We start from the raw sequence: 22,417 nt of genomic DNA, 5'->3' as shown, positions 1-22,417 counted from the left end.
GTTATCCAAAAATGATCATTGGGTTATTGGTAATAGGGTGTCCGCAGATGGTACAGGGAAAATTATAGGCATTGCTGATATTTTCTTCCGTAAAAACTTCCTCTGGAGTTCCATAGGCAGAAACCTGTCCTGATTTCATTAATAAAATCTTATCTGCAAACTGTGCAGTAAGGTTCAGATCATGTAAAACAACAATAGCACTGTTGGCTTTTTTGGTGAAATTTTTGATAATTTCCAATGCTTTGTACTGATGTTTTATATCTAAATTATTCAATGGTTCGTCCAGAAAAACCAGTTTGTGGGCGATATCATTTTCAAGCTGAGCCATTACTCTTGATAGTTGTACACGCTGCTTTTCTCCTCCCGAAAGGGTATTGTATTCTCTTTCTTTCAGATGAAAAATATCGGTTTCGTACATCATATTATTCATGGCTTCCAGATCTTCTTTTCCGGGTTGGGCATCGAAATACGGATACCTTCCCATCATGATCACATCTTTTACCTCAAGCGGAATATCGTTGCTGTTATGCTGTGAAAACTTTGCTTTGTGTTTTGAAAGTTCTTTGATATTCCATTCTTTAATAGGTTTATCTTTAAACAAAACTTTGTTATTGCCGGATTTCACTTCATCTGCCAGTACGCTCAGAAGGCTTGACTTCCCGGCTCCGTTGGGTCCTACAATGGCCAGAAATTCACCGTATTCCAGAGAGACATCTACCCCATCCAGAATCCTGAATTCTTTATGTTTATAATTAATCTGGTGTGCCTTGATCATTACAGTGATTTTTTAAATTTAACCAAAATAGCGATAAAAATAGGGCCTCCCATTAAGGCTGTTAAAATTCCGATCGGTAGTTCGGATGGCTCCACAATACTTCTGCTGAAGGTATCTGCTGTCAATAACAAAATGCTTCCGCACATTGCCGATAATGGCAAAATAAAAGTGTAATTGGATTTGAATAGCAATCTTAAAATATAAGGTACAATAAGACCTACAAAACCAATGGTTCCTGAGAATGCCACACAACTTCCAACCATCAACGCCACGATGATAATAATCTGTTTTTTCAGTCTTTCCACATTAATTCCCAGATGTTGTGCATCTTTCTCTCCCAGCATCATTGCATTCAATGCTTTTCCTTTTGGAAGTAAAATAATGTAAGCAATAATTGCAACAATGGCCAGAATGATATTCTTCGTCCATGTAGCGGCTGCCAGACTTCCTAAATTCCAGAAAGTAAGGTCTCTGAGCTGCTCATCTTTTGAAATATAGATCAAAAATCCGGTTATCGAAAACCCGATAGCCGTTATGGCAACTCCGGTAAGCAGCATCATGACTACATTTGTCTTTCCTCCGCTTGTTGAAATTCTGTAGACCAGCATCATTGATAAAAAAGAACCTATAAAAGCTGCTATTCCTACCAGTGAAAATTGTACAGCTTCAGGAAGATATTCTTTGAAATGTCCTCCTAAAACAATCGCAATAGCTGCCAGCAACGTTGCTCCTGATGTAAGTCCTATTAAATCTCCCGTTGCCAGAGGATTCTTGAAAAGTCCCTGAAGACTTGTCCCTGAAACCGACAACATACTTCCTACTAAAATCGCCATGATAATTCTGGCTGCTCTTACGTCCCAAATCACATATTTATCACTGAGTGATAAACCGGAATCTCCTTTTATAAATTGCCACAGCGCCCTGAACGGAGATTTTTCTCCAAAATCATAAACGCCTGTATTAAGTGACAGTACTGCTATAATGGCAAGCAGTACTGCACTTATAATAAGATAAAAGTATAGTTTACTTTGTGCTTTCAATTAAAAGTTTGTTTAATCCTACTGCTGCTTCTCCTACTCTTGGTCCAAAACCTGATACTAAACCTCCGTCCATTGCGATAATTTTCTTGTTTTTACCTGCATTGGTCTGAGATACTCCCGGCATTTTTAGCGCTCCTTCGTTTCCTCCTGCTCCCTGCAGACCAGTTTCGAAGAAGAATAATACATCAGGATTAGCTTTTACAACTGCTTCCGGTGTCAATGGTTTGAAATCTTCAAAATCAGTTACTGCATTTTCTCCGCCAGCAAGGGTAATCAATGAAGCCATTGGGGTGTTTTTACCACTTACCATCAGCATATTTCCTCTGGCATAGATGAACAATACTTTTGGTTTTTTAGCAATAGGCTGTACCTGTTTCAAATCGGCATCAATTTTATCATTTAATTTCTGATAATCTGTATTTCCGATCGCTTTTGCTACTTGTTCAATCAGTTTTTTAGTTCCGTCAACCGTATATTCCTGTTTGAAAACTTCCGTTTTAATGCCTGAAGACTTAATTTTTCCCATTAATTCAGGGTTGATATCTTTATCTGAAGCCAGAATCAAAGTAGGGTTTACAGCCATGATCGGCTCAATCGTCATTGATCTCATGTGTCCTAAATCTTTAGCTGTAGCTTTTAAAGAAGCAGGATAAGTACTGGTAACATCTGTTGCAACGATTTCTTTTTCGTGGCCTAAAGCAGCTACGATTTCAGTAATTCCTCCGTTTAGAGTTACTATTTTATTATTGGTTTTTGGTGCTTCAGAAGTCGCTTCCGTTGTATTTTCTTTTGCTCCTGCTTCTGCTTTTTTGCAAGAATATACTGCTACAAGAACAGAAGCTGCAAGGATGAATTTTTTCATGATATACTATTATTTATAAAGGTTCGAATTCAAAATTGGTGTATCCTCTTTCACCTTTTGTATTCTTCATGGTATTGAATCTCAGCTTGAAATAAAAACCTTCAGCATCTTTCAATACAAAGAAACGGTCTGCATACACAAAAGGAACAGGATTGGATGCCGTACCGGTAGTGGTTCTCCATTTATCACCAATTGCTCTCTGGTCATTGAAAACAAATTTTGCAGGCTCTACATCTTTCAGTTTAAATGCGTTATAAGCAGCATCAAGGCTTCCTGTAACCGTTACCTGATAAGCTCCTACTCCATTAAGAGTATTGGTTGCTACAAAGTCAGCATAGAAATAACTTCCTGCACTTGTTGTAGGTCCCATGAATACTTCATTGGTAAATGTGGTAAACACCATATCCCATTTTTTCTTCTTTGGCTGAATTTTTACCGGAGTTCCTGTTTTCAGGTTGAAGAATGAGAAGTTGTATTCTGTATCTTTGGTAATAAGATATTCTTTGATATCTGTTCCTGTCGCATTCACATCGGCATAACGGATTTTGTATCCATTCTGTGCTCTCAGAATCTGAATTTTTTTCCATCCTCTCGGATCACCGGACAATGAAACAGAACCAGCTCCGATATTGGCTGCAGAAGGTATTTCTCTTCCCAGATTGATCAGATAGACAGGGTTATCAGCATCATTTTCTTTGATTGGATCAATTCCGGATGTCTGATTTAAGAAGTCTCCGTTCGGATTGTCAACATATTTCATGTTCGCAGCATCAAATGTTCCTACCTGAGCAATGTCTTTTAAACTTGAAATATCAGTTTCCTTTACTTTACTGATGTCTGAAGCATTGGGTATTTTGATCACTGTCATCGCAAGAGACCCGTTCATAATCACCCTGTAAGCATCGCCACTGTAAAAACCAAGATCCCAGTCTGTTCTGCTGTTGACCGCAGGATTGGTATAATCACTTAAATCGATCCAAACCTGATTAGGTTCTGTAGGACCGCCAACTTGCACACTTACTTCTGATCCTGTCATAGGAGGAACCGAAACCGGATCTTCGTCTGCAGATAAACAAGACTGTGTGGCAGCCATGATAGAAAGAACAGATAATATTTTTAGATACTTCATAATAGTAACTTTATTATTTAAAATTGAAACATTAATCGGGCAAAATAGCTTCTGCCATAGAATAAATTAACAAAACCATTCGCTGCAGTATGGGCTGAGCCTGCCACTGCTGTAGAGTTTAATCTTGTTACATCGAATATATTTTTCACTCCTGCGGAAATTTCAAAATGTTTGTTCCAGAAAGGCTGGCTCACAATGAAATCCATCATATGAAAGCTATCTACTTTTCCAAGACGGAAGTCGTTTGCTCCATCGGATACATAAATTCTGTCCGGACCTGTGAACTTATAATAAAGGGCAAAATTGGTATCGGTACTTTTCAGTTTGTAGGTTGCTGAAGCGCCTGCCTGCACCAAATACTGGAAGTCTGTAGGGGAAGAAGATTTTAAATCAATCATCGATACTGATGTTCCGCTTACAGATCCTCTTAAAGACAAAGCAAACTGATCTTTTCTGAAATCTACATTAGCTGTAACCAATAGATTTTTAAATTTATTAATGTTCATGTATTTGTAGGTGGAAGGCTCCTTTATCATCACCAACTCAATTCTGTCACGTACATCCAGATATAATGCATCTACTCCATAAGCGATTTTCCAGCCATTGTCTACTGCAAAATTCTGGTTCCAGAAAAGGCCTGCTGAGAATCCTTTTTCAGGATTCAAATCGGGATTCCCTTGTACATCATGATTGATATTTACAAAATAGGTGTACAGCTCTTCATATTTAGGATAGCGGTTGGCTGATCCTACCACTGCTCTAAGATTTGAATTCTCAGAAGTTTTATATCTTGAGGATAAAGAGTAATTGTATTGATTGCTGAAGTTCTCACTAAGAGATAATCTTACTCCCGGTCTCAAAGAGAATTTGTCTGAAACATTCCATTCCGCAGAAAGGAAATTGGAATAGGTAAATATTTTTCTCTTTACCGCTTCACCAAAGAAGTCACCGGCCATTTGAGAAGCATAACCATTGGTATAATCTAGCTCATACCCTAACTGAAAGTCAAAAACTTTACTATCCAGGAAGTTGCTGAACATCCCTCTTGAGTAGATAACGTCTGTTTTATAATAAGACTTTTCGTCCTCACGGCTTTTTATGGTTCTGTTGGGAATATCGTAAACGTAGTCGTAATATTTTCTATCCTGATTCTGATAGGAGAAATCTCCCATGTATCGGATGTGCCCCAGGTTGGTTTGAATATTGAATTGATGAACCCAACGGTCTGTATTGTATCTTTTGTCTCTGCTCTCATAAACAACTCCACCCAATCCATCATTAAGAGGATTTCTGTTAACCTCCGGATTGTAGAAATTGAATTTTTCATTCAGATAAGACAGTTTGTAGAAGAATGTAGTTTTATTTTTGGTATATCTTAACAAAGCAGAAGCATCGTACTGATCTTTCGGGTTCCATTCATATCCTCTTTTGTTATCCTGTCCAAAATACTTGTAGCCTTTACTTTCTCCTTCATATCCCATAAACTGGTTATGATTGAAATTGATGCTTGCAAACCATTCTTTATTGATATTATAATCTACATTAAGATTCTGAATGTGTCTGCCGTTTCCTCTTTTCTTAAGATCATAATTATCTCTCACTGTTTCTTCCTGCAATGAGCCCCTTACACTAATCTTTTTAGTACTGGATTTCTTGGTAATAATGTTGATGACTCCGGCAACAGCGCCGTTTCCGTACTCAACTCCCATACTTCCTTTTACAATTTCGATTCTTTCGATATTGCTTAAAGCAATTTTAGTAAGGTCAATATTACTCCCAAGCCCTGTGTCCCCTACTACCGGAATATTGTCTATTAGGATTTTTACATAATCACCATTAAGTCCCATAATCTTGGCTGTAGAATTTCCTGAACGGGAATCCGGGGTAATCTGTATATTAAGACTTTGATTTAAAACCTCGGCAACATTTGTAGCTGCCATATTTTTAATCTGCTCTGCATCAATAACCTCAACCTTATATATTGATTTGTTTACAGACTGTTGCATGTACTGTCCTGTAATAACAACTTCTTCAATTTTCTTTTGATTAAGAGAATCCTTTTCTTGTGCATTTACCCATAAGGCCACGGATAATGATAGAACGGAAAGCACTTTCTTCTTCATAAGGGTACAAATTTTCGACAAATATAAAACTTTATTTAGACTCATTAAAAATAATTACATATTTTTGTGGAATAATTCTAAATAAAAATAATCTCATGAAATTAAAATTACTTTTAGGAGCTCTGATGTTTACAGCCTTAACGGCGAACGCTCAGGTGTCTAACATCAATGAAAATTTCAACAATTTTACAGCTGGGAACACAACTTTCCCACAGTTTGGATGGTCTGCCATCGTTGCACCGATAACGGGTGAGTTTCCTCCTGTACCTCCAAGAATGATTGTAGCAGGAGATTCTAACAGATTTGTTCAGTCGTATGCAGGAAACAATGCAACAGGTTCTTCTTATCTGATTACTCCACAGATTGAAACTCCAACAGGAAATAAAACGTTAACTTTTGATACTACATTGGTATCTCCATCTCCTGGTCCGGGAAGCATTCAGATAGGAGTAGCATCCAACCCTGCAGATATGTCAACCTTCGTTCCTGTAGGAAGCCCTATTAATGTATCTGTTATTGGTACAGTACAGAATATCAGTGTTAATATTCCGGCATCCACAGGTTCATACATTGTATTTAAATTCACACCTACAGCTACTCACGTAGCAATCCAGGTAGATAATGTAGTGTACAACACAACGGCTTCTTTAGGCGTATCAGACAACAATAAATCAACAGAAAATTTCAGATTTGCCTTAAATTCTGATCAGTCTGCAATAGAATTCATTGTAAAAAAAGATCCTAAAAATATTCAGATCTATTCTGCAGCAGGACAAAAAGCAGCGGAAGGAAAACTGAACGGACAAAGATTTGATATCAGCACGCTTCAAACAGGAGTATATTATATGAATATTGAAACTGCAGAAGGAAAATTGATCCAATCAAAATTCATCAAAAAATAAGGTTTATTAGACTATTATTTGCCTTTTTAAAGCCGGCGGGATCATTCCTTCCGGCTTTTTCTATGCCCAATTTTCTATGTTTATCATGAGGATTAAAATAAAAACACGATAAAAATCATGTTTTTATTTAGACTGATTAAAAATAATTATATATTTTTGTGGAATCATTCTAAATAAGGATTTAAAAAATAAATTATGAAAACAAAACTATTATTGGCTTCAGTACTGGCATTGTCTGTTCAGCAGACTGTTTTGGCGCAGACTGACGCGTTGGGATACTCACAGGTAAATATGACAATGGGGAGCGGATACCAAAACCGTGTGTTTGTAGATCTTGCAGATGGTAATATGGTTTCTCAGCCAGCCAATACTTGGGATATTGCTTTTTATAGAAACTCAAACTATGCTTTTGGATCAAGAGTCAATGATGCTAAAGATATTGAAGTATTCACTGCTTCTACCAATTTAGCAGATTGGGATAATATCAATATCAGTAATGAATCTTCATGGGGAGCACCTCTTTACAATCCGGATCAGACTACTGACTGGAGCCAGGGAGCTTTTGAACAGGGACCTGTGACTTCTCCAAACCCCAATATTCCTTCAACAGGATGGGGAGTTTACAACCCGATGAATCACCATATTCAGGGGAAAGCTATTTTTGTTTTAAAATATGCTTCTGGAACTTATATCAAGTTTGCTATTGAAGATGCTTTTGCAGGGTATACTTTCAGATATTCAAAATGGAACGGTACATCATGGGGAGCTACGGAAACAAGAACTCTGGCTAACGGTACGGATGATTCTTATTTCAACTATTTCTCTTTTGATAGCGGAGCAAAAGTTCCTAGTCTGGAACCTTCCAGAACAGCATGGGATTTTGTATTCACAAAATATTACACATTCTATATGGGCGTACAGATGTACCCTCTTTCCGGAGCTATCCAGAGTCCAAACGTAAAAGTAGCAATGGTACAGCCGGAAACTCAGCAAACAGCAGCCAATTCTATTCCTGCCAGTACAAGTTTCTCTTCAGCTATTACTACTGTAGGACATTCATGGAAAGGAATCGGGACTGTAAAAAGTGATGTTGTATACTACGTTAAAAAAGGAAACGACTATTACAGAATGTATTTCACTACCAATGGTGGAGCTAGTACAGGAAACATGTATTTTAAATACAAAAAGATTACGGAAACCTTAGGAATTACTGAAGTAGGAAAAAAAGCCTCTTTTGGTATTTATCCTAACCCTACCACAGCAGATAAAAAAGTAACTGTTCTTTTTGATGTTAAAGAAAAAGCAGGCAACAAAGGGAATGTAGAAGTTTATGATCTTACCGGGAAAAAGGTATATTCAGATGAACTTACGAACCAGGCAGGATTCTACAAGCAGGACCTGAACCTTTCTACACTTCCATCAGGAAATTATCTTGTAAAAATTACTTACGGTGGCCATTCTGAGACGAAAAAGCTTATCGTGAAATAAATTATTTTATTTTAATACTTTCTATTTTTTCTAATAAAAAAGGTGGTTTCAGAATATTGAAACCGCCTTTTATTTTTTCTTCATTAAAGAACTTAAAAATTCATAAAAACAATAGTTCTATAACGCTATTCTTTAAATCATTAAATTTTTAAATATTTAAATCTTCAATACATTAATATATTTTAAACCCCTTATAAACCTCTACAGAGCTTTCCATAATTTTGGAAGCATCTTTACGGAAGTCTAACAGGTGATCCTGACCGTTATGTCTGTTGTGGTGTTCTACACTTTCCCAAAGTTCGATCAGGAAGAAAGTTCCTTTATTATCTTTATCTTCAATAAGATCATACTGCAGACAGCCTTCTTCTTTTCTTGTTTCTTTCACAAGGTTCTGAAACAGCTCTACCGCGTCCATCAGATAATTTTCATTAAACTTAAAAAGTGCAATGATATGTAAATTCATGTTCTAATATTTAGTGATGTAAAAGTAAAATATTTTCAAAACCGAATATCTTTTTAAACCTTTTATTTTTCCACACCAAGCATAATTTTTAATTAAAAACTGATTTATAAATAGTTATAGAACTCATTACAATCACCAAAGTTCCAATAATCACAAACATTTTCTTTACAGGAAGCTTAGCGGTAAGCATTGCGGAAAAAGGAGCGGTGATAATTCCACCGATTAAAAGTCCGAGAATGATATTCCAGTGCTGGATTCCCAGGGTAAAGAAAAAGGTAATGGCAGCTGTTAGCGTAAGAATAAACTTGGCTACAGTAGAGCTTCCTACAGCAAATCTTGGAGTGAAAGCACTTTTAATCAATGTTCCGGTTACCAAAGGTCCCCAGCCTCCTCCGGCAAAAGAATCTATAAAACCTCCTATCACTCCAAGTCTGGTCAGATTGGTTTTCCTTTTCAGCGCTTTACTCTGTTTTTCTTTAAAAGCATTTGATAGAATCTGGAATCCAAGGTATAAAGTGTAAAAAGCAATGAGAGTTTTCGTTACTTTCGCATAATACTCTCCCAGATAAGTAAGACTAACAGCTCCGATAATTGCTCCGATCACAGCCGGAATGGCGAGCTTTTTCACCAGACTTTTGCTTACATTTTTCAATTTAATGTGGCTGAGACTTCCTGCGGCGGTGGTAAAACTTTCTGCTGAGTGAATACTCGCGCTTACAATATGCGGTGGAATATTGAGCAGCATAAGAGTTGTGGTACAAATAACTCCATATCCCATTCCCATAGAACCTGCAACAATTTCCGCAAAAACACCTACCAGAAGCATCCAGTAAAAAATATAATTATCTTTTGCCAGAATGGTCTGCAGTTCTTCCAGATATCCCAGTTCATACATGGAAAAAACAGCAATGGAGATAATAGCAGCTGTCACCAAAAGGACATTAATCCTTACCTGAATTTTTCTTGAAATCACCATATCACAACCGTTTTAGTCCATACTCCTTCATCATCAGTACCATTGACCATTGAGACATTTAAAGTTGGATTGTTGTCTGTAGTTCTATGCAAGGAAATTTTTCCGGATATAATACATGCAGCCACGGAATGCGCTGCGGTAATAGAGGGCGTAAGCTTTTGTAATTGGTTTACCTCTTCTTTTGAAATCATAGTTTATTCATTTGAAGTAGTGCAAATATCTGATAAAATATTTATCCTACAAAACAAGTAGACTATTAATTCAAAAAAAAGGATCGGGTTAATCAACCAGATCCATTAAAGTTTTACTTTCCAGAATATTCAGTGAAGCATCCCTCACCTCTATCAGTACATCATGAAGCCCGCAGTGATCTTCATTGCAGTCATCACATTTTTCATAAAAATTAAGACTTACACAGGGAAGCATGGCAATAGGACCGTTGACAAGACGAATAATCTTCGCCAGTTTCACATTTTCCGGTTTTTCTTTTAAAAAGTATCCTCCACCCTTTCCTTTTTTACTGTCGAGGATTTCAGCTTTTTTCAATTCAAGAAGGATGTTTTCCAAAAACTTTAAAGGAATCTTTTTATGTTCCGCAATTTCAGAAATAAGAATCGGGCCTTCATTTCTTTTTTCTACAAGATATGAAAGCGCCTTAAACGCATATTGAGATTTTTTTGAAAGCATTAGAGCAAAAATACGAAATTTGTTTAATATTTGAAAAAGACCTGAAAACAGGAATAATAAAGGAATAAAAAGGTAAGTTTGTCTATCCGTAATTTTACGGTTTTAGGTACCACATTTTTGCCTTTCTCCTATTAAATCATTATGTTTGCGCTATGTTCAGTAAACAAGAGGCACAGCAATTAAAAAAGGAATTTTGGACAGCTTTTGGAAGATCATTTCCCAGAAAATGGATTCTTTATGATACCAAAATCAAGGACATGGCATTTAAATTTTCTGCTGACAACAAAAAAGTAGAAGTTTCCCTGGATATCGAAATGAAAGATGAAATCTTCCGAAATGCTTACTACGAGAAGATCTGGTCTTTGGAAGATATTTTAAAAGATTTTATTGGAGATTTTCAGAAAGAAGAACATTTTTCCCTTGAAAATGGTAAGATAATCAGCAGAATATGGGTTGAAAAGCATAATGTTTCTATTTTTAACAAAAACACCTGGCAAGAAATTTTTGAATTCTTTGTGGACAAAATGGACGGTTTCGAACGGTTTTACTACGAATATGAGGATTTTATAAAGGATATATAGAATACTTACGAAATAAATACTACTTTACACTTCAGGTTAAGATAAAAAAAGAAAACTTATCTTTGCCCTACCACTTAAACTAATAGATGAAACAAACTAACATGATTAAAAATGAGAAAAGTGTACAAAAACATTTTTGGAGAGATTATCTCCAAAAGTAATGCTGTGAAGCTGAGCGAATATCATCTGTATTATTATGAGGAAGGTTCCGATTTCCTGAAAGAAATTGAATTTATTAACGAAGACAGTGTTTATAACATCAATTATTTTTTAAGTGACGAAGAAGACGAAACTCAGGTAGTCAATTATCTTAAAGAAAAGTCTGACTTTTTTGATATTGAAAAAAAAGAAACAACCGACAGCTTTATTATTTCTACCAATAAACTGTATTCCTTATCCGTAGATGAACTGCCTTTAATTTCTAAAACTGTTTTCAAAACAGACGATCCTGAAAATTTTATCTGTTCACAGGTTATCGATAACGAAACCCACCAACCACAGCTTGAAAGAACCATAAAATGCTGGTATACTAACGACGAAAGCGGTGAAAAATATGCAGCCATCGAATGCAGCTACCAGGAAGACGGAAAACTGGAACTTGCTGTAGACAAAACTCCGGATCCGGATCATGAAGAAAACTGGATTCATTATGATTATGACACTTTCCAGGACCTTCAGTCACAGATTTCCACTGACATCAGCTATTACAAAACTGCAGCCTTGCTCCCAAAAGAAGCTTATCAGCAGTAATCTATATTCTTTAACACACCACAACCTGATTATTAAATGGAAGAGAACCCAATTTTTTTTGCAGACGGAAAGTGATTGAAGTATAAACTTAATGAGCATCTAAGTGAACCTATCTGTTTTATCAGACCGAATCTTTAGAAAAACAATAAAGACTGTTTCCAAATTGGAGACAGTCTTTATTGTTATGATATCTTGAATATTCTAGAAAAGTATTAAAGCAAATAAAAATAAACTTATAGAAAACATGTAGTGTAATTATCAATTTATGAAATTTATACAATTTTACGGTTTACCTTTTTTTATTATAGATCAATTATTTTATTTTTGAAGAAATAGGAATATCCTTAACTTTTTTAAAACTATAATAGATAACTAAAAACTATGGAGAAAGAAGTAAACTCATTAAGTGAGTTAATTACAATTTTACGTGATGATATAGGAACTTACATTGAAGACGTTTGGTTTAGGGGACAGAGCAACTTTGATTGGCAGCTTATGCCTGGAATATTTAGATATTCTACGGATATATCAGAAACATCATTATTAACAAGATTTAAACAATCTGCTTCATTATTAATTGATACCTCTCCAAAAGATGATTTTGACTGGCTTTTTTTAATGCAACATTATGGTGTTCCTACCAGATTGCTAGATTGGTCAGAAAGCCCCCTAACGGCCTTATATTTTGCAATATCAGAAGAAATATATAACGATGATGATAGTGCATTATGGATGTTGAAGCCAATTGAGCTAAATAAGTTAGCTAATATTAAAACTACAGAAAAAAATTACATTCCAGCGTTTGATGATGAATATCTCGAAAACTATAATACACAAAATGTTAACTCTAATAAAAAGTTAGAAATGTCTCCTGTAGCAACAATAGCAACAAGAAATAATTCAAGAATTCAAGCACAGATGGGAGTTTTTACCATTCATCATTTGGATAAAAAACCCTTAGATGAATTTTGCACAAATGCTGAAATTATAAAATATAAGATACCTAAGGAATCAAAACAATTATTAAGAAAAGAGTTAGACTTACTTAGTGTTAATAAATTTTCACTTTTTCCAGAATTATCAAGCATTGGAGAAATATTAAAAAAGAAAATATCATGAGTTATATTGAAACCCATCCTCTACAACATAGTACAATCTTAAGAATATATTCAGAAAAAGATGAAATAGAATCTTCACCAGAGTATCAAAGAAATGGAGGTATCTGGACCCCAGAAAAAAAGCAACTATTGATTGATTCTATATTAAATAATTATGATATTCCTAAAATTTATTTCCATCAATACACGAGAGAAGATAGAAACAATTCGGGAAAAGTATATTCAATTATAGATGGAAAACAAAGACTTGAAACAATTTGGTCATTCATTGATAATGAATTTAAATTGTCTGATGATTTTGAATACCAAGATGATGAAAATATTAGGCTTGCAGGCATGAGTTATAATGATATAGCTCAAGAATATCCAAAAATTAAAATAAAATTTGATTCTTTTGTTTTACCTATTATATCAGTTAACACAGACGATGTTGACTTAATTGAGGATATGTTTTCACGACTAAATGAAGCTGCTCCTTTAAATTCTGCCGAAAAAAGAAATGCCTTTGGTGGTGATATGGTAAAGGCAATAAGAGAAGTTTCAAATTTAGGATTGTTTACTCAAAAAGTCAGGTTTAAAAATAATAGATATCAACATTATGAAGTAGCAGCTAGATATTTACTTATTGAATCTTCAAATTACGAAAGTTCTAAATTGATAGATACTAAAAAGGTTTATCTTGATGCCATGGCAAAGAAGTACAAATCTGATAATCTTAATCTGGTAAATACTTTTAAACAAACCGTTACTAATGTAATCCAATCAATGGAAACAGTATTTATAAATCAAGATAATCTATTACGAACGCAAGGAATAATGGTTGTTTATTATCTTTTATTTAAAAAAGCTCTACACGAAAATATTAAGATTAATAGGATTGATCTTCAAGAGTTTGATGAAAGAGTAAAAAATAATAGAAGAATTGCTGAGGGAAATTATGAAGATGCAGATTTTGAATTACTAGAATATGACAGACTTTCACAATATGGAACAAATGATGTTTCAAATATTAGAGAAAGATTTAGAATTATTTCAGAAAATCTAGGGATATAAAACAAAATTTTAGCTTATTTTTAATTTGATCTAAATATTATTATCTGATATAATTATATTATTTCTTACAAAGTATTATTAAAAAAAGAGAAAACATTTTTAATCAAAATTAAATATTATTTTTATAATAAAATCAATTAAGTATTTCCGCGCAAGATAATTTCTGGTTATTTGTACTCTAAAATTGTTCTTTTTTTCTTGATTACTTTGGGTTTCCTAGAGCTGAAAAAACCAACTCATTATAACGTTATAAAGGGTAAAAGCTGATTAATAACAAAAAATAAAAACGTGTAAATAGTTTAAAATCAACAGAATTGAGAAAGAATTATCAATTCTTTCCAAAAGAGTTATTACTTCTGGTAGTTATTAAAAAAGAAACAGTACAATTATTCATTTATCAGATTATATTTCTGCCAAACCTGCTGCAGAATTCAATAAACTGAATTAATTTCTAAACAGGATTAAGTCTTATTATAACAAAATTCCGGAAGAAAAACTTCCGGAATTTTTTATGTTTTATCCAAATTTCTTTTTCCTTAACCAGAAGAACAATCCTCCGATAAGACCGATAATAGCCAATGGAAGCAGTAAATTGATCCATTGCCAGGTCGATTTCTCTTCAGTAATTCTTTGTCTGTCAAGAAGTCTTTCTTCAATGTTTCGGTTTCTCAGTTCCATCAGGTTGCTGTCATCAAGAAGGTAATCTAAGGCATTTCTAAGAAACTGTTCGTTTCCAAACTGCTCGTTTGTTAAAAGGTCTACGCCTAATGGAAGTGGTTTACCTTTGATCACTTTGTTTCTTCCCACATCTCCGTCTGCAATCACAATCATTTTGTTTTCCGGGCTGGATGTTTTGAATCCAGGGTAAGATTTTCTTTCAATTCTTGATGCATAGGCAGAGTTGAATTTTCCTTCCAATGCTACAGCGAAGATCTTTGGTGTACTTGGTTTTTCCATTTGTCCAAGACTGTCTACGCTTGCAATTTCTTTCAGATCCACATAATTTGGAACCTGTTTCAGCAATGTTCTTTCACTGGATTCGAAAAGAACTTTTGTTTTGATATTCTTTCTCCCTCCTAATGTATCGATAGAAGTTGGGAATTCAAATTTTACAGGATTGATATTTTTGGTGATCGGATTATTGTTTTCAGCAATTCCAAGCGGATAATAAGGCCAAGGTAAGCTTGTATACTGAGGATTTCCACTCACTTCTCCTGTAACCAGTCTTAAAAGAGCAAACTTTTTCACATCTTTTACCAGAGCAGGATTGATTCTTATCCCGTAATTGAAAAAGAAGTCTGTCATATTGATATCTACAGGGAAAGGCATTACTTTTTTGGATCTTGTTAACGTATCCATTTCAGCATTTACCGCATCAATCATCCAAAGAGTTTTCCCTCCGTTCATGATGTATTGGTCCAAAATTACTTTTTCATTATCTGTAAAAGCTTTTCTTGGTTTTGCAATCACCAAAGCACTCATCTGTTTTAATAGCGGAATATCTTCCACTGAAAGTTCTGTCTGATTTTTAGGAATAATAGGTCCTGCATCGTAGTTTTCCATTGCAAGCTGTACAAATCCCTGGAACTCGTCCGGATTCAATTCATCGTGGTTGACCAGAATTCCGATTTTCTTTCTCTTGGCTGCTGCAATGTTTTTAATATTAGAAACAAGATTATATTCCAATCCTTCAATGGATCTTGTCAACTGCTGATCAGCATCGATTCCTGCCTGCTGTACCACTAACGGGATAGAAACTCCGTCATTTCCATGTTTAATCACCGCATAAGGGAAAAGGGTGATCTGTGAGATCTTTCCATCTTTTACATCCGGAAGAATAGACGGCTGCATTCCCATTGCCATCAGAGTGTCCTGAGACATTTTTGTTTTAATAGGATCGATGAATTTGAAATCAATCTTCGGATTAATTTTTCTGAATTCTTCAAGCATGAATTTCGTTTCGCTTTGCAGCTGTTTGAAACTTGCAGGAAAGTCTCCTTCCAGATACACTTCAACCGTCAGAGGCTTTTTAACAGACTCTAATACTTTGATGGTATTATCAGAAAGGGTATATCTTTTTTCTTTTGTTAAGTCTAATCTTATTCCCGAATAGGTCAGGATAATCACTAAAGGAACAATTACAATTAAGAATATTCCCAATGGAGATTTAGCATTGAACTTCTTCATGATTCTACTTCTTTTTGTTAATAAAATGATTAGACAATACTAATGAAGCCCTGATAACCAGTACAAAATAGGCAACATCCTTAAAATCAATAAGCCCTCTTGTAAAGCCTAAGAAATGCTGATAGAAACCAATATTCTGAAGGATAAAATCTGCACCTCCCAATAGTTTATAGCTCGCTAACTGTTCAATTCCAAAATACATGATGAAGCACATGAAAACGCCCAGCAGATAAGCCATAATCTGATTTTGTGATAAGGAAGATGCCAGGATTCCTACTGCTGAAAAGGCAGCAATTAAGATCATCAGTCCAATATAACTTCCGAAAGTCATCCCCAAGTCAATATTTCCTGCAGGAACTCCCAAAACATAGACTGTATACAAGTAAATTAAAGAAGGAATAAGGCATAAAATCCCAACAATCCATACGGAAAGAAATTTTCCAGCTACCAGTTCTGAAACTTTTAATGGTTGTGAGAAAAGCCAGTTTAATGTTCCGGTTTGCTGTTCTTCGGCAAAAGTTTTCATGGAAAGTGCCGGAATGATAAACATCAACAGCCATGGAACCAATACGAAATAGCTCTGAAGCGAGGCCATTCCGATCTCAAAAATATTAGAATCGTTGTCGAAAAAGAACAGGAAAAGGGTTGCTATCAAACTGAAAGCGGCAATGATCACCCATGCACTCCAGTTTCCAAAGTAACTCCAAAGTTCTTTCTTTAATATTGCAATCATAGTTTTTTTGTAAGATGTAAAAAGGATGAATGTTTCAAGACATACGGCCTACTCTACAATTATTTGTTTTTTTTATTTTTATTAACCAGTTTCACTGTCATCATGATCAGCAATACAAGAACGAAAAATCCTGCAATTAATTGCCACCAGTATTCGATCACCATTGATTTTAATATAACGGTAAATACCACCAGAAACAGAATGAATGTTGCAATTTCATTCGCCTGTCTCAGTTTGATATTGGCAATCGGCAGGGTATCTCCATGTAATTCTTTTAAATGAAGGACTTTTTTCCAGCACCAGTAATGGTAAATGGCAAGCCCGATAAGGAAGGTCAGTTTCAAATGAAACCAAGGCATTTTCATCAGCCCGGTATTTAAAAAGATCATGACCAATCCGCAAACTGCCATGATTATCCCCGCAGGAACGGTGATAATATTCCACAGCCTTCTGGCCATAAAAGTGTACTGCTCTCTCAGAATTTTCTTTTTTTCTTCCGGAAATTCATCGGTATCTTTATAATAAACGAAAATCCTCACGAGATAAAAAATTCCCGCAAAGTAGCTTACCATGAAAATAATGTGCAGCGCTTTGATTATTGTATAAAGCATTTTTAATTCTATTTTTTAACAGGAACAATCTTACTAAAAGTATCTAGTTTTTTCAAATATTCAAAAAAATTATCTTTTGCGTTATTAATCCGAACATGTTCAAATAAAACAATTAAAATAGAAATGAAGATCAAAGCAATCCATAAATAATTTTCCTGCTGAAAAAGTACAATTGCAAACATCAACATAACTATTATTCCTAAAATATTTCCAAAAATGGAAAGAACACCATTGTATACGGTTAATTCAATAGTTTCCGGTTTATCTTCTTTTGCAACAAACTTTCCCTTAAAATAAGGAGACATTTTATCATAATTAAACTTAATATCAAAACTATTCTCAGATACCCTTCCTACGAAAAATTTGTTCCAATCAAAGAACTTTTTAGATAAATTTTCATCTATATCATTTAAAATTTCCTCTTTTGGTTTTGAAAATTCAACTATATACTTGGATTTAAAAAACATTTCATTGAAAATTATGCGCAAAGATAAACTTATTATATAATTGTTAAAAATAAATTTCTATTGATCAGGAAAACCCAATCAAAAACGGGTTTATATAAAAAATAGTTCGGCTCGGGGCAGCAAAGCTGCCCGAGCCGAACATTATATTTTCATTGTTGTAACCAATTCAACGATTAAGAGATCACTCCTAATTCTTTTCCAACCTTTTCAAAAGCAGCAATGGCTTTATCCAAATGTTCTTTGGTATGAGCAGCTGATAGCTGTACTCTGATTCTAGCTTTTCCTTTTGGTACAACAGGATAGAAGAATCCGATGACGTAGATTCCTTCATCCATAAGCTTTTCAGCCATTTTCTGAGAAAGTGGTGCATCGTAAAGCATTACCGGAACAATGGCAGCATCACCATCAGGAATATCAAAGCCTTTTGCTTTCATTTCTGTTCTGAAATATTCTGCATTTTCCATTACTTTATCACGAAGAGAAGTATCATCAGAAATCATATCCAATACTCTTAATGCCGCCCCTACAATACCAGGTGCTAAAGAGTTTGAGAATAAATAAGGTCTTGAACGCTGTCTCAGCATATCAATGATCTCTTTTTTACCGGAAGTAAATCCTCCTAAAGCTCCTCCTAAAGCTTTTCCTAAAGTAGAAGTGATGATGTCTACTCTACCCATTACTTCATTAGCTTCGTGAGTTCCACGCCCTGTTTTCCCGATGAAACCCGTTGCGTGGGAATCATCTACCATTACCAAAGCATCATATTTATCGGCAAGGTCACAAACTCCTTTTAAGTCTGCTACGATACCGTCCATTGAGAATACTCCGTCTGTAACGATAATTTTGAAACGGTGGTTTTTTTCAGAAGCTGCAATCAACTGAGCTTCCAGATCAGCCATATTATTGTTTTTATATCTGTATCTCGCTGCTTTACACAAACGAACACCATCAATGATGGATGCATGGTTCAGTTCATCTGAAATAATAGCATCTTCTTCTGTAAACAAAGGTTCAAAAACGCCTCCGTTTGCATCAAATGCAGCTGCGTAAAGGATCGTATCTTCAAGACCTAAGAAATCAGCAATTTTTTTCTCCAAATCTTTGTGAATATCCTGTGTTCCGCAGATGAAACGTACAGAAGACATTCCGTATCCGTGAGATTGGATCATATCCTGAGAAGCTTTCATCACTTCCGGATGGTTGGATAATCCCAGATAATTGTTTGCACAGAAGTTCAAAAGTTTTTTTCCGTTCGCTTCTATTTCTGCACTCTGCTGAGAGGTGATGATTCTTTCTCTTTTGTAAAGTCCGTCATTCTCAATATTCTGAAGTTCGTTCTGTAAATGTTGAAGGTATTTTTCAGAGATCATTTTTAGTAATTTTTTAGATGTGCTAATTTACTAAAAAGGCAGTAAAATAAAACCTTTTATATGCTTAATTCTAAAAAATGAATATAGATTTCAGTTTTAACATTATTAGTCTACAAATTTAGTAGGATAATATTTATATTTGTTTAAAATTTTAATGCATGAGATTAAAGCCGGTACAAAAAATAAAGATGATCAGTTCAGAAACCTTTATCAACAGCCACATGAAGCCAGGAGTTCCGATTATTATTGAAGACTTTGTGCATCCGGAAAGTCCCGCTTTCAAAAAGTGGAATTATGAGTATTCCAAAGAAGTTGCGGGAGATCATAGGGTGAATATCTACGGCAGCGAGCTTGATTCCCTGGACAGAGTGGCCAGTGATCCTATTGCACAGACTACATTTTCAGAATATCTTGATTTGATTCAATCTACTCCTACTGAACACAGGCTCTTCTTATTTAATTTATTAAAAATAAAACCTGAGCTTAAGAACGACATTATCTACAATGATGTTACGAATGGTAAAATACTGAAATGGCTGCCCTTTATGTTTTTTGGAGGCGAAGGTTCTGTTACGAGAAATCATATCGATATTGATATGTCCCATGTTTTTATCACCCAATTCCAGGGAATCAAAAGAATATGGCTCTTCCCGTGGGAACAGTCTGATTTTATGTATAAACTCCCCTACAATTTCCACAGTCTGGCTCAAATTAAAAATCCCGATTACAGAAAATATCCGGCGCTACTTTATTTAAACGGTTATGAAGCTATTATCCACCCTGGAGAAACCCTCTATATTCCTTCCGGCTGGTGGCATTATATTCAATATGACACGGAAGGTTATTCCATATCGGTAAGGGCACTACCTTCAAGTCCGCTCGAAAAATGGCGTGGATTTAAAAACCTGGTCATTACCAGACATTTTGATAATCTCATGCGAAAAGCATTCAAAGAAAAATGGTTTGAATATAAAGTGAAAACGGCAAGAAAAAGAGGAGCCAGAGCGGCAAGAAAACAAAGAAGCTTTCAAATCTGAAAGCTTCTTTTGTTATATTATGATTGATTTTGATAAAAGTATCATTCATACTTTACCATTTTCATTTTTAATGTTTGATAAATTTGATATTCTTTTCATCAATCGTAATGAAATAAGCTCCCGGAACTAATTCTGCAATTCCAATCGCTTTACCTGGCTGATACGTTCCTTTTCCAACCAATTTTCCGTCTATAGCATGAATTGTAAAATCAACAGCTTTGTTAATACCTTTCAGATTAATCTCATTTTTTGCAGGGTTCGGATACAAACCAAAACCTTCTTTCTCAACAGAAGAAACACTTAACGTATTATCCTGAGTCACTGTAGAGTTTTTCTCAATAATCTGGTAATCATAATTAAACTGAACACTTGCTATCGGGAATGTTACCGACTGTAAAAAGCTTTGATTATTGGATGTATTATTAAGAACAAAATAAGCAGTCTGACCTGCAGTTCCTGTCACTTTAATAGGTAGAGGCATTTCAAAAAAGCTAACATTAGCACTACTTTGCGTCTGAGAAACTTTAAATAAAGCCTGATTTCCGCCCTGCATCCATTTTATGGTATAAGTAGGATATCCTTCGCCATATACCCAGTCATTGAAAAATTCTGTAAAGTCTGTTCCCGTAGACTGAAGCAAGGAAGCATTAAAATCAGCAGTACGAGCATAGCTGTAGGCAAGGTTCGGTCTTGCATGATAGTCTTTAAGTGCCTGGTAAAATGCAGCGTCACCTAAAATCCACTTCAGCATTCTCAATACATATCCTCCTTTAGCATAAGACAATCTGCTGTCAAATATTCTGTTGATGCTGGAAAGGCCGGAATCCGGTACATACACAGTTCCTGTTGTACTTGCGGTAATGTAGTTAGACTGACCTTGTAAGTAATTCAAAAATTCTGTGTTGGTCATCAATAGTTTTTCATTGGCAAGATGCTCTCCAAAAGTTGCAAAACCTTCATTCAGCCAGATATCATTCCATGCGCCACAGGTTACTTTATCTCCAAACCACTGGTGAGTAAGCTCATGGGCAATCAACTGCTTGCTCCATCCACCCATGGAAGACATGGTCTGATGCTCCATTCCTCCACCATACATGAATTCCATGTGACCGTATTTTTCATTACGGAAAGGATAAGTTCCAAAATAGGTTTCAAAAGTATCCATTACCTGCTTTGTCCAGTTAATATTCGCAATGCTTGTTGGATTTGAATTCGTGGACGGATAGATATAGTTCACAAAAGGAAACGGAGGATTTCCAATGGTATCAGTAAGTTTAACAAAATTTGTAATCGACAGTGCGATCAGATAAGCCGGCGTAGGATACATTGTTCTCCAGAAAGTAAGCTTCGTACTTCCTGTAGGAAAAGTTTCAGACATCAGCTTTCCATTGGCGGCTACACTATAATTGGATGGCGTTGTAATTTTAAAATCAAATTTTTCTATTTTATCATTTAAACTCTGCTTGGTAGGAAACCAGTCCTGTGCTCCGTAAGGTTCATTCAACGTAGAAAGTACCGGAGTTCCACCCTGAGTGGCTGTTGTAAAAGCACCATTGGCACTGGAAGGCGTCCCGGAGTAATGAATCGTCAGAGAATCCAGAGTATTAGCGGCTAGTGAAGCTGGAAAATCAATTTTTATTTCTTTGGAAGGAAGTTGCTGGAAAACAAGATCGTTACCATGGTATTTAACCTGAGAAACAGTTAAGGAAGTCGTCAGGTCAAAATAAATACTTCCCATACTCTGCGTAGGCTTAAAATGAGAAGTTACTGATCCTGAAATATAATTGGAAGCCGGATCAAGACTAACATCCATTCTCTGGTACTGTAAATCGTAATTGAGCGTATTGGGATTGATATTCCCGATATTCATCTTTTGGGTAAAGGATTTTTTCTCTTTTTCGATCAATCCTTTCATATCAATATTCTGTTCTTGCTTCTGGCCATAGAACTGCTGGGATAATAAAAACCCCAACACCAAAAGGTACAATTTTGTCATGTTTAGAAAAATTTAATCAAATATAAAAAAAAACCTTTTAATCAATGATTAAAAGGTTGTTATAATGTA

At 35.2% G+C, this 22,417-nt stretch carries 22 protein-coding genes; 7 read left to right on the top strand and 15 right to left on the bottom strand.

Annotated elements, in window-relative coordinates; all coding sequences use genetic code 11:
- Position 1: 1 nt before the first annotated feature.
- The 5 genes from ACKTTZ_RS15860 to ACKTTZ_RS15840 are packed head-to-tail and all read right to left on the bottom strand — an operon-like array spanning position 2 to position 5,929.
- A complete protein-coding gene (locus ACKTTZ_RS15860; RefSeq protein ID WP_407846007.1) occupies positions 2–775 on the bottom strand; it encodes a heme ABC transporter ATP-binding protein in 774 nt (257 codons plus the stop codon).
- Positions 775–1,815: an iron ABC transporter permease gene (locus ACKTTZ_RS15855; protein WP_034696059.1), complete on the bottom strand. Its 1,041-nt coding sequence runs from the start codon at positions 1,813–1,815 to the stop codon at positions 775–777. The genes ACKTTZ_RS15860 and ACKTTZ_RS15855 overlap by 1 nt, the downstream gene beginning before the upstream one ends.
- Positions 1,799–2,677, bottom strand: a complete 879-nt coding sequence (locus ACKTTZ_RS15850) for an ABC transporter substrate-binding protein (RefSeq protein ID WP_034696061.1) — start codon at positions 2,675–2,677, stop codon at positions 1,799–1,801. The genes ACKTTZ_RS15855 and ACKTTZ_RS15850 overlap by 17 nt, the downstream gene beginning before the upstream one ends.
- A 13-nt stretch (positions 2,678–2,690) precedes the next feature.
- Positions 2,691–3,806: an HmuY family protein gene (locus ACKTTZ_RS15845; RefSeq protein ID WP_407846006.1), complete on the bottom strand. Its 1,116-nt coding sequence runs from the start codon at positions 3,804–3,806 to the stop codon at positions 2,691–2,693.
- 17 nt (positions 3,807–3,823) lie between these two features.
- On the bottom strand, positions 3,824–5,929 hold the full coding sequence (locus ACKTTZ_RS15840) for a TonB-dependent receptor plug domain-containing protein (protein ID WP_407846005.1): 2,106 nt from the start codon (positions 5,927–5,929) through the stop codon (positions 3,824–3,826).
- Positions 5,930–6,024: 95 nt separating this feature from the next.
- Here ACKTTZ_RS15840 and ACKTTZ_RS15835 point away from each other — a divergent pair, with 95 nt between their 5' ends.
- Together ACKTTZ_RS15835 and ACKTTZ_RS15830 are read left to right on the top strand one after the other, a co-directional pair.
- On the top strand, positions 6,025–6,831 hold the full coding sequence (locus ACKTTZ_RS15835) for a T9SS-dependent choice-of-anchor J family protein (protein WP_253317060.1): 807 nt from the start codon (positions 6,025–6,027) through the stop codon (positions 6,829–6,831).
- 195 nt (positions 6,832–7,026) lie between these two features.
- A complete protein-coding gene (locus ACKTTZ_RS15830; protein ID WP_034696068.1) occupies positions 7,027–8,319 on the top strand; it encodes a T9SS type A sorting domain-containing protein in 1,293 nt (430 codons plus the stop codon).
- A 172-nt stretch (positions 8,320–8,491) separates the two neighbouring features.
- Here the strand turns inward: ACKTTZ_RS15830 and ACKTTZ_RS15825 are convergent, their stop codons facing one another.
- The 4 genes from ACKTTZ_RS15825 to ACKTTZ_RS15810 form a co-directional block, all read right to left on the bottom strand.
- Complete coding sequence (locus ACKTTZ_RS15825; protein WP_034696070.1) at positions 8,492–8,782, bottom strand: putative quinol monooxygenase; 291 nt, start codon at positions 8,780–8,782, stop codon at positions 8,492–8,494.
- Between the two features lie 88 nt (positions 8,783–8,870).
- Complete coding sequence (locus ACKTTZ_RS15820) at positions 8,871–9,758, bottom strand: sulfite exporter TauE/SafE family protein (RefSeq protein WP_407846004.1); 888 nt, start codon at positions 9,756–9,758, stop codon at positions 8,871–8,873.
- Positions 9,752–9,949 carry a hypothetical protein gene (locus ACKTTZ_RS15815; RefSeq protein WP_407846003.1) on the bottom strand — a complete coding sequence of 66 codons (198 nt, stop codon included), beginning with the start codon at positions 9,947–9,949 and terminating at the stop codon, positions 9,752–9,754. Before ACKTTZ_RS15815 ends, ACKTTZ_RS15820 begins: the two co-directional genes overlap by 7 nt.
- Positions 9,950–10,037: 88 nt before the next feature.
- Positions 10,038–10,445, bottom strand: a complete 408-nt coding sequence (locus ACKTTZ_RS15810) for an Rrf2 family transcriptional regulator (protein WP_034696076.1) — start codon at positions 10,443–10,445, stop codon at positions 10,038–10,040.
- Between the two features lie 152 nt (positions 10,446–10,597).
- Here ACKTTZ_RS15810 and ACKTTZ_RS15805 point away from each other — a divergent pair, with 152 nt between their 5' ends.
- From ACKTTZ_RS15805 to ACKTTZ_RS15790, 4 genes are all read left to right on the top strand, one after another.
- Positions 10,598–11,026 carry a DUF4268 domain-containing protein gene (locus tag ACKTTZ_RS15805; protein WP_253317062.1) on the top strand — a complete coding sequence of 143 codons (429 nt, stop codon included), beginning with the start codon at positions 10,598–10,600 and terminating at the stop codon, positions 11,024–11,026.
- Positions 11,027–11,137: 111 nt separating this feature from the next.
- The gene (locus tag ACKTTZ_RS15800) at positions 11,138–11,776 is read left to right on the top strand and encodes a hypothetical protein (RefSeq protein WP_407846002.1); all 639 of its coding nucleotides are present in this window, start codon (positions 11,138–11,140) and stop codon (positions 11,774–11,776) included.
- Positions 11,777–12,157: 381 nt separating this feature from the next.
- Complete coding sequence (locus ACKTTZ_RS15795) at positions 12,158–12,895, top strand: FRG domain-containing protein (protein ID WP_407846001.1); 738 nt, start codon at positions 12,158–12,160, stop codon at positions 12,893–12,895.
- Entirely contained in the window at positions 12,892–13,947 is a 1,056-nt protein-coding gene (locus tag ACKTTZ_RS15790) for a DUF262 domain-containing protein (protein WP_407846000.1), read from the top strand. Before ACKTTZ_RS15795 ends, ACKTTZ_RS15790 begins: the two co-directional genes overlap by 4 nt.
- A gap of 516 nt (positions 13,948–14,463) precedes the next feature.
- Here ACKTTZ_RS15790 and gldG read toward each other — a convergent pair.
- The 5 genes from gldG to kbl all read right to left on the bottom strand — a co-directional run bounded on the left by gldG (position 14,464) and on the right by kbl (position 19,315).
- The gene (gene gldG / locus ACKTTZ_RS15785) at positions 14,464–16,134 is read right to left on the bottom strand and encodes a gliding motility-associated ABC transporter substrate-binding protein GldG (RefSeq protein WP_407845999.1); all 1,671 of its coding nucleotides are present in this window, start codon (positions 16,132–16,134) and stop codon (positions 14,464–14,466) included.
- Positions 16,135–16,138: 4 nt separating this feature from the next.
- Positions 16,139–16,867 (bottom strand): ABC transporter permease, encoded by a 729-nt coding sequence (locus ACKTTZ_RS15780; protein ID WP_407845998.1) that lies wholly within the window; start codon positions 16,865–16,867, stop codon positions 16,139–16,141.
- A gap of 59 nt (positions 16,868–16,926) precedes the next feature.
- Positions 16,927–17,478 (bottom strand): CopD family protein, encoded by a 552-nt coding sequence (locus ACKTTZ_RS15775; protein ID WP_407845997.1) that lies wholly within the window; start codon positions 17,476–17,478, stop codon positions 16,927–16,929.
- Between the two features lie 8 nt (positions 17,479–17,486).
- A complete protein-coding gene (locus tag ACKTTZ_RS15770; protein WP_407845996.1) occupies positions 17,487–17,945 on the bottom strand; it encodes a hypothetical protein in 459 nt (152 codons plus the stop codon).
- Between the two features lie 173 nt (positions 17,946–18,118).
- Entirely contained in the window at positions 18,119–19,315 is a 1,197-nt protein-coding gene (gene kbl / locus ACKTTZ_RS15765; protein ID WP_343640316.1) for a glycine C-acetyltransferase, read from the bottom strand.
- A gap of 158 nt (positions 19,316–19,473) precedes the next feature.
- Here kbl and ACKTTZ_RS15760 point away from each other — a divergent pair, with 158 nt between their 5' ends.
- The gene (locus ACKTTZ_RS15760) at positions 19,474–20,352 is read left to right on the top strand and encodes a cupin-like domain-containing protein (protein WP_407845995.1); all 879 of its coding nucleotides are present in this window, start codon (positions 19,474–19,476) and stop codon (positions 20,350–20,352) included.
- Positions 20,353–20,419: 67 nt separating this feature from the next.
- Here ACKTTZ_RS15760 and ACKTTZ_RS15755 read toward each other — a convergent pair whose 3' ends face one another.
- Positions 20,420–22,348: a M1 family aminopeptidase gene (locus ACKTTZ_RS15755; RefSeq protein WP_407845994.1), complete on the bottom strand. Its 1,929-nt coding sequence runs from the start codon at positions 22,346–22,348 to the stop codon at positions 20,420–20,422.
- Positions 22,349–22,417: the final 69 nt, after the last annotated feature.

Origin of the sequence: Chryseobacterium sp. KCF3-3, assembly GCF_045865955.1 — a bacterium.
In the GTDB taxonomy this organism is placed as follows: domain Bacteria; phylum Bacteroidota; class Bacteroidia; order Flavobacteriales; family Weeksellaceae; genus Chryseobacterium.
This window is presented reverse-complemented; position numbering and strand designations above follow the sequence as displayed.